Source organism: Bacteroides galacturonicus, assembly GCF_003096855.1.
In the GTDB taxonomy this organism is placed as follows: domain Bacteria; phylum Bacillota; class Clostridia; order Lachnospirales; family Lachnospiraceae; genus Lachnospira; species Lachnospira rogosae.
Genome location: NZ_QEOA01000005.1, coordinates 161,802 through 175,266, shown reverse-complemented (window position 1 = coordinate 175,266; position 13,465 = coordinate 161,802). Strand labels below are relative to the sequence as shown.

The following is a 13,465-nucleotide window of genomic DNA, read 5'->3' as shown; positions in this document are numbered from 1 at the left end:
ATGCTATTATTCTAGTATAAATACGGACTGTGACAATTAATTATATGATTATTTATATTGGAGAGAACTATGGGAGAGAATGAAATCAGGAATTTAGCGGATTCCCATGCGGGAATAGATGAATGGAAGAAAGCTGGATTTAACGAACTTCAGGTGCTTGAGATTACTAAAGGTAATGATAATGGCGTTGATATTTCTATATATGCCAGTCCCGAATATAATTCAAGGCAGATGAAGGTTATAAGAATGGCACTTGAGGAAGGAATTGATGTAAGTGCTATGGCAGATCCGGAGTATAATTATATGCAGATGGAGCAGATTAAAGAAGGTATAAAAGAGGGTATTGATTTATCGCTTATATGCAATCCGAAGTACGATTATTCTGTTATGAGAGAGATTCGTCTTGCATTAAAGTACAGATTTGATCTTACAAGATATGCAAAGCTTGGATATTCTGGTGAGGTGTTAAGACAGATAAGACTGGCTAAGAGAGATGATGTTGATTTAACATTTTTCGTTGATGAGAATTTCGATGCACACCAGCTTAACGAGATTAGAATAGGCTTGTTAAAATGTGTAGATGTATCGAAGTATATGCTTCATGAATATACAGCAGACCAGATGAAACAGTTAAGGTTAGGACTTGAGGCTGGAATAGATATTACCAAGTATAATATGATAGGTTTCTCCTCAGGACAGATGGAACAGATAAGGTTAGGAGAAGAAGAAGGGATAGATGTAAGTCCATATGCAGATCCATTTATCAATGCTGTCCAGATGAAAGAGATGAGAGAACAGATTGAGAATGATGGCAAGGTTCAGGAAGAGCCACAGCTTAATGAACTTCAAAGTCAGGAGATACTGCTTGGACTTCAGAGTGGTGTAGATGTAAGCGTATACGCCGATGCAAGATATACTTGCAGACAGATGGAGCAGATAAGAATAATGCTTGAGAGGGGTCTTGATCCTTCGGAATTATTAGTACATAAAGACCAGTAATTAAGGACATACATATAAGGGGAATTCGATTATAAAGATGACATAAGACAATGTGCTATGGTTGATTGGAGGAGTCAGAATTGAATGATGTACTTAGAGAACAGATACAGTTAAATACCAAAGAAGTAGTTGTCAATGTTGATAATGATCATATGAAAGCAAGTATAGTCCTTAATGGCATAGGCAGTGATGAAGCTTATACATACGAGGAGATTGCAGACAAGCTTTCACAGGCAGGTGTGCGTACAGGAATTAATGAAGCGAGAATACGCGAAGTTATTCTTAATAAGCTGTACGATATTGAAATCGTGGTAGCAGAAGGCAAAAGTGCAGTTAACGGTACTGATGGTTATTACAACTTCTTCTTTGATTCAGAGTATGAAAGAGATAATAAGCCTACATTAAGAGAAGATGGTTCTGTTGATTATTTTAATGTAAAGCTTTTTGAGAAGGTTAATAAAGATGATAAGCTTGCAGAGTATATAGAACCTACCAAGGGTGAATTTGGATATGATATATTTGGAAAGCTTTTAGTTCCAAAGCCAGGAAGACCAGGACCTAAGTTAAGAGGCAAGGGCTTTACAGTGTCAGAGGACGGCAAGTCTTATTATGCCCAGTTAAGCGGTAAAGTAGAATATCGTAACTACGACCTTAATGTAAGTAATGTATATAATGTCAGCGGTGATGTTGATGTTGGAACAGGAAGCATAGATTTTAATGGTGACGTAGAGATTAACGGAAGTGTCAGAGGCAGTGTCAAGATACACGCTATGGGTAATATATACATAGGTGGATATGTTGAAGATGCAGATATATGGTCAGGACAGGATATCATTATACAGGATGGTGTTAATGCAGGTGAGAACGGAAGAATTGAAGCTATGGGCAATATATCAGCAAGGTTTTTCGAGAATGCACATATTATAAGCCATAGTGATATAAAGTGTGATTATATGCTTAATACAACAGCTTTGGCATATGGCGGAATATATCTTGAGGGCAAGAGAGGTTCTGTAATAGGCGGAGATGTCACAGGCGTAAGGGGCATATGTATTAAAGCTTGTGGAAGTGAGTCTTATTCTAAGACTGTATTAAGAGTTGGTGTAACTAAGGAGATAAGCAGTGAATATGCCAAGGTGCTTATGGTGCTTAAGGATATAGATACGCAGATAGACAGATTTAATCAGGCTTTACAGAAGCTTGATATATTAAAGAAGGCAGGTTCTGATAAGTTTGATGAAACACTTAACAGAAAGCTGTTGCAGTCAAAGATTGTTAAGACAGCAGAGAAAGCCAAATATGAAGAAAAAAGCCGTAATCTTTATACACTTGTAAGGGAGTCAGACAGGGCAGTTGTAAGGATTGATAAGAATATATATCCAGGAAGCCGTGTATTTATGGGCGATAAGACATATGTTCCTAGTACCGTATTTACGCATATTGCTTTAAAGAAGACTTCACAGGGTGTATTGATAAGAAATTATGATTCTATGTAGTGAGAATATATTTACAGAGGTTAGTTTATGATAGAAGAGGTTGTTTCAATAGAGCTTCCCGTGCATGAGAGAATGGTTATTAAGAAGAACAGGCTCACACCGAAAGATTATGCTGGCGAGCCTGTTCCAAGAATATCTATTGTTACAGGAATACATGGTGATGAGCTTGATGGGCAGTATGTGTGCTACGAAGTCATAAGACGTGTTAATAATAATCTGGAAAGATTAAAAGGAATTATAGATATATATCCAGATGTAAATCCCCTTGGAATAGATACAGGTTCAAGGGGAATTCCTATGTTTGAGCTTGATATGAACAGGGTATTTCCAGGTGATAATAATGGAGCTGTGGCAGAGAGTGTTGCGGCAGGAATTGTCAACGATATAATTGGAAGTGATTTCTGTCTTGATATTCATTCAAGCAATATATTTGTAAGAGAGATGCCGCAGGTAAGACTAAATGAAGAAAATGCGGAAAGACTGCTTCCATTTGCAAAGATGTTAAATGCGGATTTTGTATGGATATTTTCATCAATAACAGTGCTTGATGCGACACTGGCATACAGCCTTAATCATCTTGGTGTACCTACGCTTGTAGCAGAGATGGGCGTTGGTAACAGAATTAACAGGGAATACAGCCAGCAGCTTATTGATGGAATATTTAACCTTATGAGTAATCTTGGAATATGGGAAATACCAGAGGCTGATAATAAAATAGCTGTCAGAGAGCCTATTATCTCAACAGAGGGGGAAGTTAATTTCCTGACAGCGAAGGAAAGCGGAATATTTGTTCCATCTATTAATTCATGTGGCAATATCCATATGGGAGATGCCATAGGCGACATAATAGAGCCAATAGAGGGAAGGATAATCCAGCATATTGAATCTCCGGTAGATGGTATTGTATTCACATTGAGGGAAAATCCAGTTGTATACAAGGGGGCACTTCTTGCGAGAGTACACGGAGGAAGAGTGTAATGAAAAAAGAAGTTTTATATAGTCTTAAGGGAATATACAGAGAGAATTTTGAGATAGAAGGCTATAGATTTGGACATGGCGAGAAATCAGCCTGCATAGTCGGGGCTATGAGGGGTAATGAGATACAGCAGTTATATATATGCTCACAGCTTATAAAGGTGTTAAAAGACCTTGAAATGAGAGGTGCAATATCGCATAACCACGAGATTTTAGTAATTCCGTCAGCTAACAGATTTTCTATGAATGTTGAAAAAAGGTTCTGGCCTGTAGATAATACAGATATTAACAGAATGTTCCCTGGTGATGAAGCGGGAGATACTACCAAGCAGATAGCTGCTGCAATATTTGAAAGCAGTAAGGGCTACAGCTATGGAATACAGTTTGCAAGCTTTTATATGCCTGGAGATTTCATACCTCATGTACGTATGATGGAAACGGGTTATCAGAGTGCGAGCCTTGCCAATCTTTTTGGACTGCAGTATGTTGTTATAAGAAAGCCAAAGCCTATGGATACGGCAACGCTTAATTATAGCTGGCAGATGAATGGAACAAATGCTTTTTCGATATATACGAACAGCACAGATATTGTTGATGAAAAGTCTGCAAGACAGGCAGTATCGTCAGTGTTAAGATTTCTTACGAGAATGGGAATATTAAAATATAATAATCACAGCGGTTACATAGCAAGTGTCATTAACGAGTATGATTTATCAGCCGTTAAGACATATGATGCAGGTTTTTACAAAAGGCTTAAAGAACCGGGGGATCCGGTTGTCCATAATGAGGTAATAGGTCAGGTTATTGATCCGTGTGAGGGATATGTCAAGAGTGAGATATTATCACCGACAGACGGCATAGTATTCTTTGCACATACAGCCCCTCTTGTTATGGGTAATGAAGTTGTATACAAGATTATAAGACGTATGCATGAATAGTGTATACAATATAGAAATATACATAACATTGTTCTTGTGTCTTGTTTCTTTAGTAATGATATGATAAAATATTTTACATTCTTGTTGAAATAGTAGTGACAGGAGTACAGCTGATTAAGAAAGGAAATAATTAAAATGAGTGGCGTTAAAAGAGTTTTTGTTGAGAAAAAGAAACCTTTTGCTGTTAATGCAAAGGAGTTACACGATGAAATCACAGGTTATCTCGGTATTAAGACAATTACAGATGTAAGGGTGCTTATCAGATATGATATTGAGAATCTTTCTGATGAGACATATAAGAAAGCACTTACAACAGTATTTGCAGAACCACCTGTTGATGATGTGTATGAGAATGAATTTAAGGCTTCAGATGATGATTTTGTATTTTCTGTAGAATATCTTCCGGGACAGTTCGACCAGAGAGCTGATTCGGCAGAGCAGTGTGTTAAGTTCCTTAATGAGAATGAAACTCCTGTAATTAAGACTGCAACTACTTATATTATATCAGGCAAGCTTACAGATGATGATAAGGCTAAGATTAAAAACCATTGTATCAATCCAGTAGATTCAAGAGTAGCTGATGAGAAGCTTCCAGATACACTTGTTACTAAGTTTGATACACCAGCAGATGTTGTTGTATTTGATGGCTTCAAGGATATGAGCGGGGACAAGCTTAAGGAATTATATGATTCACTTGGTCTTGCTATGACATTTAAGGATTTCAAGTTCATTCAGGATTACTTCAAGAATGAAGAGAACAGAGATCCATCTATGACAGAAATCAGAGTTCTTGATACATACTGGTCTGACCACTGCCGCCACACAACATTTGCTACAGAATTAAAGAATGTAGAATTTAAGGACGGATATTACAGAGCTCCTATGGAAGAAACTTACAATAAGTATCTTGCTGACAGAGCTGTTATATATAAAGACAGAAAAGATAAGTTCGTATGTCTTATGGATTTAGCCCTTATGGGTATGAAGAAGTTAAAGGCAGAAGGCAAGCTTGAAGATCAGGAAGAGTCTGATGAGATTAATGCCTGCTCTATAGTTGTTCCTGTTGAGATTGACGGAAAGACAGAGGAGTGGCTTGTAAACTTCAAGAACGAAACTCATAACCACCCAACAGAGATAGAGCCATTTGGTGGTGCTGCTACCTGCCTTGGTGGAGCTATAAGAGATCCACTTTCAGGACGTACATATGTATATCAGGCTATGCGTATCACAGGTGCGGCAGACCCTACAGTTCCGGTAGCAGATACACTTCACGGCAAGCTTCCACAGAGAAAGATTGTTACAGAAGCAGCTCACGGCTACAGCTCATATGGTAACCAGATTGGTCTTGCTACAGGTTATGTTAAAGAAATATACCACCCAGATTATGTTGCTAAGCGTATGGAGATTGGTGCGGTTATAGCGGCAGCTCCAAGAAGCGCAGTTAAGAGAGAGAATTCTGATCCAGGAGATATTATTATCCTACTTGGTGGACGTACAGGACGTGATGGCTGTGGTGGTGCTACAGGTTCATCTAAGGTTCACACAGAGGAGTCTATAGAGACTTGTGGAGCAGAGGTTCAGAAAGGTAATGCACCTACAGAGCGTAAGATGCAGAGACTTTTCAGACGTCCGGAAGTAACTAAGCTTATTAAGAAATGTAATGACTTTGGTGCAGGCGGTGTATCAGTTGCAATCGGTGAACTTGCAGCAGGTCTTACAGTAGATTTAGATAAAGTTCCTAAGAAGTATGAAGGTCTTGACGGAACAGAACTTGCTATATCAGAGTCACAGGAAAGAATGGCAGTTGTTGTTGACCCAGCAGATGTTAAAGCATTTTTAGAGTATGCCACAGAGGAGAACCTTGAAGCGGTTGAAGTTGCTGTTGTAACAGAAGAACCAAGACTTGTACTTAACTGGAGAGGCAAGGATATCGTTAATATTTCAAGAGCTTTCCTTGATACTAACGGTGCACATCAGGAGACATCAGTACTTGTAGATATCCCAGATGACAAGGCTAATTACCTTGAAGCTAAGCCAGTAGATGATGTTAAGGGCAGATGGCTTAAGACACTTGCAGACCTTAACGAGTGTTCACAGAAGGGACTTGTTGAAAGATTTGATGGTTCAATCGGTGCTGGTTCAGTACTTATGCCATTTGGTGGAAAGTACCAGCTTACAGAGACACAGGCTATGGTTGCCAAGCTTCCAGTGCTTAAGGGCAAGTGCGATACAGTAACTATGATGGCTTATGGATTTGACCCATATCTTTCTAAGTGGAGTCCATATCACGGAGCTATGTATGCAGTAACAGACTCAGTTGCCAAGATTGTTGCGGCTGGTGGCGATTACAGCAAGATTAGATTTACATATCAGGAATATTTCAGAAGAATGACAGAAGATCCTTCAAGATGGAGCCAGCCATTTGCAGCACTTCTTGGTGCATATGAGGCACAGATTGGCTTAGGACTTCCATCAATCGGTGGTAAGGATTCTATGTCAGGAACATTTGAACATATAGATGTACCACCTACATTATGCTCATTTGCTATTGATGTAGCTAAAGAGCAGGATATTATCACACCTGAATTAAAGAAAGCTGGCAATATACTTGTAAGATTTGACATTGAAAGAGATAAATATGACCTTCCTGTATTCTCACAGATTAAGGAATTATATTCATCTATCCACGAAGCTATTAAGAGCAAGGCAATTGTGTCTGCATATGTTCTTGATGCTAACGGCTTAGTTCCAGCAATAAGCAAGATGGCATTTGGTAATATGCTTGGTGTTGCTGTTGAGCCATCTGTATCAAAGGAAGAATTATTCGCACCAGCATATGGCTGTATAGTAGCAGAAGTAGACAGCTCTAAGCTTTTAGAGATTAAGGCAGCTTATACTAAGGTTGGTACAGTAACAGAAGAAGCTAAGTTTACATATGAAGATGTTTCAATCAATATTGAGGAAGCATTAAGTGTATGGAAAGATACATTAGAGGGTGTATTCCCAACAAAGGTTTCTAAGGAAACTGATAGGGTTGAGTCACCTGTATATTCAAAGGGCAATGTATATGTATGCAAGAATAAGGTTGCGAAGCCAACAGTATTTATACCAGTATTCCCAGGTACTAACTGTGAATATGACAGTGCCAGGGCGTTTGAGAGAGCTGGTGCAGATACTATTGTCAAAGTATTCAAGAACCTTGATGCTGCAAGCATAAGAGAATCTGTTGATGAATTTGAAAAAGCAATTAACCAGTCACAGATTATTATGTTCCCAGGTGGATTTTCAGCAGGTGATGAACCAGATGGTTCTGCTAAGTTCTTTGCAACAGCCTTCCGTAATGCTAAGATGAAGGAAGCAGTTGAGAAGCTCCTTAATGAAAGAGATGGTCTTGCACTTGGTATATGTAATGGTTTCCAGGCTCTTATCAAGCTTGGTTTAGTACCTAATGGCAAGATAACAGGACAGGATTCTAATTCACCTACACTTACATTTAACACAATTAACCGTCACATCTCTAAGATGGTATATACAAAGGTTGTTACTAATAAGAGTCCTTGGCTTGCAGAAGCAAAGCTTGGCGGAGTATACTGCAATCCAGCTTCACATGGTGAAGGAAGATTTGTTGCACCTAAGGAATGGCTTGATAAGCTCTTTGAAAATGGTCAGGTAGCAACACAGTACTGTGACCCGGAAGGTAATGTATCTATGGACGAAGAATGGAATGTCAATGGCTCATATATGGCTATTGAGGGTATCACAAGCCCGGACGGAAGATGCTTAGGTAAGATGGCACATTCTGAAAGACGTGGTGATTCGGTAGCTATTAATATCTATGGAGAACAGGATATTAAGATATTCGAGTCTGGTGTTAAGTACTTTAAGTAAATAGAATAACTATCTGTGCGTAAGAACAGAATATCTAAATTATAAAATCCTGATGTATATTATACAAGTAATCCTGGACTGACAAAGGTTTGTATAGTGTACATCAGGAGTTTTTTATGTAGAATCAGGATAATAAAAAGTAATAAAAAGCTGTTGACAAAATAATTAAGTTAGATTATTATAATGATAGTTAGTAACAGCTAACGCATATGCCTTTATATTTATTTAACGGGTCCTCGACCCGTTTATTTAAAAGTCATAGGTTAGTAATAACTAACACAAGTTAGAATAAAACTAACAGTGAGATGTATACTATATATCTATTTCGCAGGATAAGGAGGACTAATATGAGTGTAGTTATAATTGGTGGTAACGAATGTATGGTATGTCAATATGAGAAGATATGTAAACAGCACGGCTGTAAGGCTAAGGTATTTGTTAAGGAGAAGAGTAGCTTTGGCAAAAAAATTGGCAACCCTGACCTTATGATACTTTTTACTAACACAGTATCACACAAAATGGTACATAGTGCTGTTACAGAAGCAAAGAGCAAGGACATTAGGATTGTGCGTTCACATTCAAGCAGTGCTTCATCACTTAATGCAGTTCTTCAGGAATATGTAGCAGACGGAAAGGCTTGTTAATTGTAACTGACACAGACAGCAGGCAGAGTAATGCGTAATATAAGGAATGGAGATTATATGCTTAGAAAGCTGGAGAATGAGATTGTAAAAGAATGTGCACCTACATTGGCTGGAATTAAGATGGCTAATCTTTTTAATTATAGATTTGTATCAGAAGATGAATTCGATTCTGAGATTAAGACTGCCAATATGAACCTTAATGAGAAGGGCGTATATATAGAAGTCTTAAGAAAGACAGATATGAGTTCATTGATATATGTATACAGACCAAGTATGTTATTTAAGGCAGTCAATAATGATGATGTATGGAATATATTATCCAGCTATGGATACATAGAACGAAGTATACAGGCATGTATTAATACACTTAAGGAACGTCTTATGACACAGCCCTGTTTTCCACACGAGATAGGTTTATTTCTTGGATATCCTGTAGAAGATGTAAAGGAGTTCATTTTTAATAAAGGACAGAACTGCAAATGTTGTGGTGTGTGGAAGGTATATTACAATGAACAGGAAAGTGTCAGAACATTTGCAAGATTTAAGAAATGTTCTGAGGTATATCAGAAGGTCTTTATAGGAGGACGAACATTAAATCAGTTGACCGTGAATATATGATTCACTCAACATATATGTGCACAAGCATTAAATTAAAGCAATAATGGAGGAATGATAATGAGTAAAGTTGCAGTTGTATATTGGAGCGGAACAGGTAATACAGAGGCTATGGCCAATGCTGTTGCTGAGGGAGCAAAGGAAAAAGGAGCAGAAGTAACATTATTCACTGCTTCAGAATTCTCATCAGCAAAGGTTGCAGAATTCGACGGAATAGCTTTCGGATGCCCTGCTATGGGAGCAGAAAATCTTGAAGAGTCAGAATTTGAGCCGATGTTTACAGACTGTGAAGCGGCACTTTCAGGAAAGAAGATAGCACTCTTTGGTTCTTACGGCTGGGGAAGCGGAGAATGGATGGATGACTGGGCAGAAAGAAGCAGGAATGCTGGTGCTGACCTTAGCTGTGACCCGGTAATCTGTAATGAAGCTCCTGATGATGAAGCTGTAAGTAATTGCAAGGATCTTGGTGCTTCTCTTGCATAATCAGAGTGTATGTACAATTAAGAATATGCATAGTTAAAGTATGCGTATAATCAGATATGTGCATAATATAAAGTAATGTAAAGTAATATAATGAATATATTAATAAGTGACATATTTATTCTGGACACTTCCCAATATAATATTAATAAGTGAGTAATGACCGCATACATATTAATTTTACTGTATATGTATGCGGTTATTATGTGAAAATTAATAATATGAAAATTTTCTTAAAATGGTAATTGACATCTAATAAGTGTTAGTATATACTAACACAGTAGCAAATGAAAAACATTATCAACATAGATACAGATAGGAGTGATAAGTTATGCCATTATCAATGATAGGTGAGGGAGAGACAGCAACAATCACAAGGATTGGTGGGAAAGAAGAGACGAGAAGATTTCTTGAGAATCTAGGCTTTGTAGTTGGAGCTATAGTGACGGTCATTTCTAAGACTGGCGGTAATGTTATAGTTAATATTAAAGAATCACGAGTAGCTATAGGAAGCGATATGGCTTCAAAGATTATGGTATAAAGACTTGAGTTTCAAGCCTCTATATAGATATTCACAATATTTTAATGAGAAGGAGAGATTAAGATGACTTTAAAGGAAGTTGCTGTTGGTCAGACTGTTAAAGTTGCTAAGCTTAATGGTGAAGGTCCGGTTAAGAGAAGAATTATGGACATGGGAATCACTAAAGGCGTAGAAGTCTATGTCAGAAAAGTTGCACCATTGGGAGATCCAATAGAAGTAACAGTACGAGGATATGAGTTATCACTTCGTAAGGCAGATGCAGCTATGATAGAGGTAAATTAATATTTATTTTTTTGCCAAAAGGTTAGCATTAACTAATTATAGCAAGCATAATCTAAATGAAGAAAGTTACAACTAATTATTAACTCATTAAGAAAAGAGGTAAAAGAATGTCAATTAAGATTGCATTAGCAGGTAACCCTAACTGCGGTAAAACAACATTGTTTAATGCTCTTACAGGTTCTAACCAGTTCGTAGGTAACTGGCCAGGTGTTACTGTAGAGAAGAAGGAAGGTAGATTAAAGGGACATAAAGATGTTGCCATTATGGATTTACCAGGTATTTACTCACTTTCTCCATATACATTAGAGGAAGTTGTAGCAAGAAATTATCTTATTAATGAAAGACCAGATGCTATCATCAATATTGTTGATGGTACTAACATTGAAAGAAACTTATATCTTTCAACACAGATTATGGAACTTGGTATTCCGGTAATTATGGCTGTTAATATGATCGACCTTTTAGCTAAGAATGGTATTGAACTTAACATTGCAAAGCTTTCAGAGAAGCTTGGCTGTGAAGTAGTTGAAATATCAGCTCTTAAGGGAACTGGTATTAAGGAAGCGGCAGAAAAGGCTGTAAAGCTTGCTGAGTCTAAGAAGGTTAATAAGCTTGCACATAAATTCAGTGATGAAGTTGAATCTGTTATTGAAGCAGTTGAAGATAAGATTGGTCTTGATGTAGTAGAAGAACAGAAGAGATTTTTCGCTATCAAGTTATTAGAGAAAGATGACAAAATCGGACAGCTTATGTCTAGTGTACCTGATGTTACAGCAGAGATTGATAAACTTGAGAAAGATTTTGATGATGATACAGAAAGTATTATCACCAATGAAAGATATACATACATTTCATCAATTATTGGAGAGTGTGTAAAGAAGGCTCATTCTAAGGATAAGCTTACAACATCTGATAAGATTGATAAAATCGTAACTAACAGAATATTAGCACTTCCTATATTCGCAGTAGTTATGTTCTTAGTATATTACATTGCTATGGTAACAGTTGGTACAGCAGCTACAGACTGGGCTAACGATGGTTTATTTGGTGATGGTTTCCACCTTTTCGGTATCGGTACTTCAGCTTATGAAGAAGTAGCTGACGAATATGGCGATTCAGATGAAATCATTGCAGCATATGTAGAAAGCCTTGGTTCTAAGGGCGAAGCAATAGCAGATGCTATTGATACAGAAGCAGAAGACTATGACTCAGAAGATGCTGTTAAGGCTCTTACAACTCTTAAGTCTATGGTTAAGTCATCAGATTCAGTTGATTATACTGTAGAAGATGATGAAACACTTGCAACAGAAGATTTCACAGCAGATGCTGATGATATTAAAGAAGCTATTAACCTCGCTATCGAATATGATGGTACAGCTCCAGATCCGGCAGATTATGGCATATGGGTTCCTGGTATCCCAGTTCTTATTGGTGACGGACTCGATGCAATCGGTTGTGCAGATTGGTTAAATGGTCTTATTCTTGATGGTATTGTAGCCGGTGTTGGTGCTGTACTTGGTTTCGTTCCTCAGATGTTAGTATTATTCTTATTACTTGCTATCTTAGAGGCTTGCGGATATATGGCACGTATCGCATTCATTATGGATAGAATCTTTAGAAGATTCGGTCTTTCAGGTAAGTCATTCATACCTATCCTTATCGGTACAGGTTGTGGTGTTCCTGGTATTATGGCTTCTCGTACAATCGAGAACGAAAGAGACCGTCGTATGACAATTATGACAACAACATTTATACCTTGTGGTGCTAAGACACCATTCATCGCTATGATTGCAGGTGCTATCTTTGGTGGTTCACCTTGGGTTGCAACATCAGCGTACTTCATCGGTATGGCAGCAATTATCGTATCAGGTATTATTTTAAAGAAGACAAAGTTATTCAGCGGAGATCCAGCACCATTCGTTATGGAACTTCCTGCATATCATATTCCAACAGTTGGCAACGTACTTAGAAGTATGTGGGAGCGTGGCTGGTCATTCATCAAGAAGGCTGGTACAATTATCCTTCTTTCTACAATCGTTGTATGGTTCACAACATATTTTGGATTTGCTGATGACGGATTCAGAATGTTAGCAGAAGATGAAATTGATATGAGTATTTTAGCTAAGATTGGTAATGCAATCGGCTGGATATTCACTCCACTTGGATGGGGTAACTGGCAGGCAGCCGTTGCTTCAATCACAGGACTTGTAGCTAAGGAAAATATCGTTGGTACTATGGGTATCCTTTACGGTGGTGGAGATGTATCTCCATATGCAGCACTTGCACTTGCATTTACTAAGTTAGCAGGTTTCTCATTCCTTACATTCAACCTTCTCTGTGCTCCTTGTTTCGCAGCAATCGGTGCTATTAAGAGAGAGATGAACAGTGCTAAATGGACTTGGATAGCAATTGGTTACCAGTGTGGATTTGCATATGTAGTATCACTTTGCATCTACAATATCGGAAGCCTTATCGCTGATGGAGTATTTAGTATCTGGACAGTTGTAGCATTTGTATTAGTAGCTGGTTTCCTTTATCTTTTATTCAGACCAACAAAGGAAGCGGAAGAATACAAGAAAGCAGCAGCTAACTAAGATTACTTCCTAA

At 37.9% G+C, this 13,465-nt stretch carries 11 protein-coding genes; all 11 read left to right on the top strand.

Annotation, left to right across the window (positions count from 1 at the left end; all coding sequences use genetic code 11):
- Positions 1-69: 69 nt before the first annotated feature.
- Entirely contained in the window at positions 70-999 is a 930-nt protein-coding gene (locus C7390_RS07630; protein ID WP_116443894.1) for a hypothetical protein, read from the top strand.
- 80 nt (positions 1,000-1,079) lie between these two features.
- The gene (locus tag C7390_RS07625) at positions 1,080-2,495 is read left to right on the top strand and encodes a DUF342 domain-containing protein (protein WP_055176243.1); all 1,416 of its coding nucleotides are present in this window, start codon (positions 1,080-1,082) and stop codon (positions 2,493-2,495) included.
- Positions 2,496-2,522: 27 nt separating this feature from the next.
- Positions 2,523-3,473 (top strand): M14 family metallopeptidase, encoded by a 951-nt coding sequence (locus C7390_RS07620; protein WP_055306738.1) that lies wholly within the window; start codon positions 2,523-2,525, stop codon positions 3,471-3,473.
- Positions 3,473-4,408 carry a M14 family metallopeptidase gene (locus C7390_RS07615; RefSeq protein ID WP_055306737.1) on the top strand — a complete coding sequence of 312 codons (936 nt, stop codon included), beginning with the start codon at positions 3,473-3,475 and terminating at the stop codon, positions 4,406-4,408. The genes C7390_RS07620 and C7390_RS07615 overlap by 1 nt, the downstream gene beginning before the upstream one ends.
- A 135-nt stretch (positions 4,409-4,543) precedes the next feature.
- Positions 4,544-8,296 carry a phosphoribosylformylglycinamidine synthase gene (locus C7390_RS07610; RefSeq protein ID WP_116443893.1) on the top strand — a complete coding sequence of 1,251 codons (3,753 nt, stop codon included), beginning with the start codon at positions 4,544-4,546 and terminating at the stop codon, positions 8,294-8,296.
- Between the two features lie 347 nt (positions 8,297-8,643).
- Positions 8,644-8,940 (top strand): DUF2325 domain-containing protein, encoded by a 297-nt coding sequence (locus C7390_RS07605; RefSeq protein WP_055176231.1) that lies wholly within the window; start codon positions 8,644-8,646, stop codon positions 8,938-8,940.
- A 30-nt stretch (positions 8,941-8,970) separates the two neighbouring features.
- Positions 8,971-9,558: a DUF3793 family protein gene (locus tag C7390_RS07600; RefSeq protein ID WP_242858643.1), complete on the top strand. Its 588-nt coding sequence runs from the start codon at positions 8,971-8,973 to the stop codon at positions 9,556-9,558.
- A 57-nt stretch (positions 9,559-9,615) separates the two neighbouring features.
- Entirely contained in the window at positions 9,616-10,038 is a 423-nt protein-coding gene (locus tag C7390_RS07595) for a flavodoxin (RefSeq protein ID WP_055176228.1), read from the top strand.
- Positions 10,039-10,366: 328 nt separating this feature from the next.
- The gene (locus C7390_RS07590; RefSeq protein ID WP_022502308.1) at positions 10,367-10,576 is read left to right on the top strand and encodes a FeoA family protein; all 210 of its coding nucleotides are present in this window, start codon (positions 10,367-10,369) and stop codon (positions 10,574-10,576) included.
- Positions 10,577-10,639: 63 nt separating this feature from the next.
- Positions 10,640-10,858: a FeoA family protein gene (locus C7390_RS07585; RefSeq protein ID WP_022502307.1), complete on the top strand. Its 219-nt coding sequence runs from the start codon at positions 10,640-10,642 to the stop codon at positions 10,856-10,858.
- Between the two features lie 107 nt (positions 10,859-10,965).
- Positions 10,966-13,452 (top strand): ferrous iron transporter B, encoded by a 2,487-nt coding sequence (feoB, locus tag C7390_RS07580; protein ID WP_116443892.1) that lies wholly within the window; start codon positions 10,966-10,968, stop codon positions 13,450-13,452.
- Positions 13,453-13,465 lie beyond the last annotated feature (13 nt).

Excerpts from the sequence above, each read along its gene's own strand:
- C7390_RS07620 (WP_055306738.1), top strand. The coding sequence starts at position 2,523 with ATGATAGAAGAGGTTGTTTCAATAGAGCTTCCCGTGCATGAGAGAATG.
- C7390_RS07590 (WP_022502308.1), top strand. The coding sequence starts at position 10,367 with ATGCCATTATCAATGATAGGTGAGGGAGAGACAGCAACAATCACAAGG.
- C7390_RS07600 (WP_242858643.1), top strand. The coding sequence starts at position 8,971 with ATGCGTAATATAAGGAATGGAGATTATATGCTTAGAAAGCTGGAGAAT.
- feoB (WP_116443892.1), top strand. The coding sequence starts at position 10,966 with ATGTCAATTAAGATTGCATTAGCAGGTAACCCTAACTGCGGTAAAACA.
- C7390_RS07615 (WP_055306737.1), top strand. The coding sequence starts at position 3,473 with ATGAAAAAAGAAGTTTTATATAGTCTTAAGGGAATATACAGAGAGAAT.
- C7390_RS07595 (WP_055176228.1), top strand. The coding sequence starts at position 9,616 with ATGAGTAAAGTTGCAGTTGTATATTGGAGCGGAACAGGTAATACAGAG.
- C7390_RS07605 (WP_055176231.1), top strand. The coding sequence starts at position 8,644 with ATGAGTGTAGTTATAATTGGTGGTAACGAATGTATGGTATGTCAATAT.
- C7390_RS07585 (WP_022502307.1), top strand. The coding sequence starts at position 10,640 with ATGACTTTAAAGGAAGTTGCTGTTGGTCAGACTGTTAAAGTTGCTAAG.
- C7390_RS07630 (WP_116443894.1), top strand. The coding sequence starts at position 70 with ATGGGAGAGAATGAAATCAGGAATTTAGCGGATTCCCATGCGGGAATA.
- C7390_RS07610 (WP_116443893.1), top strand. The coding sequence starts at position 4,544 with ATGAGTGGCGTTAAAAGAGTTTTTGTTGAGAAAAAGAAACCTTTTGCT.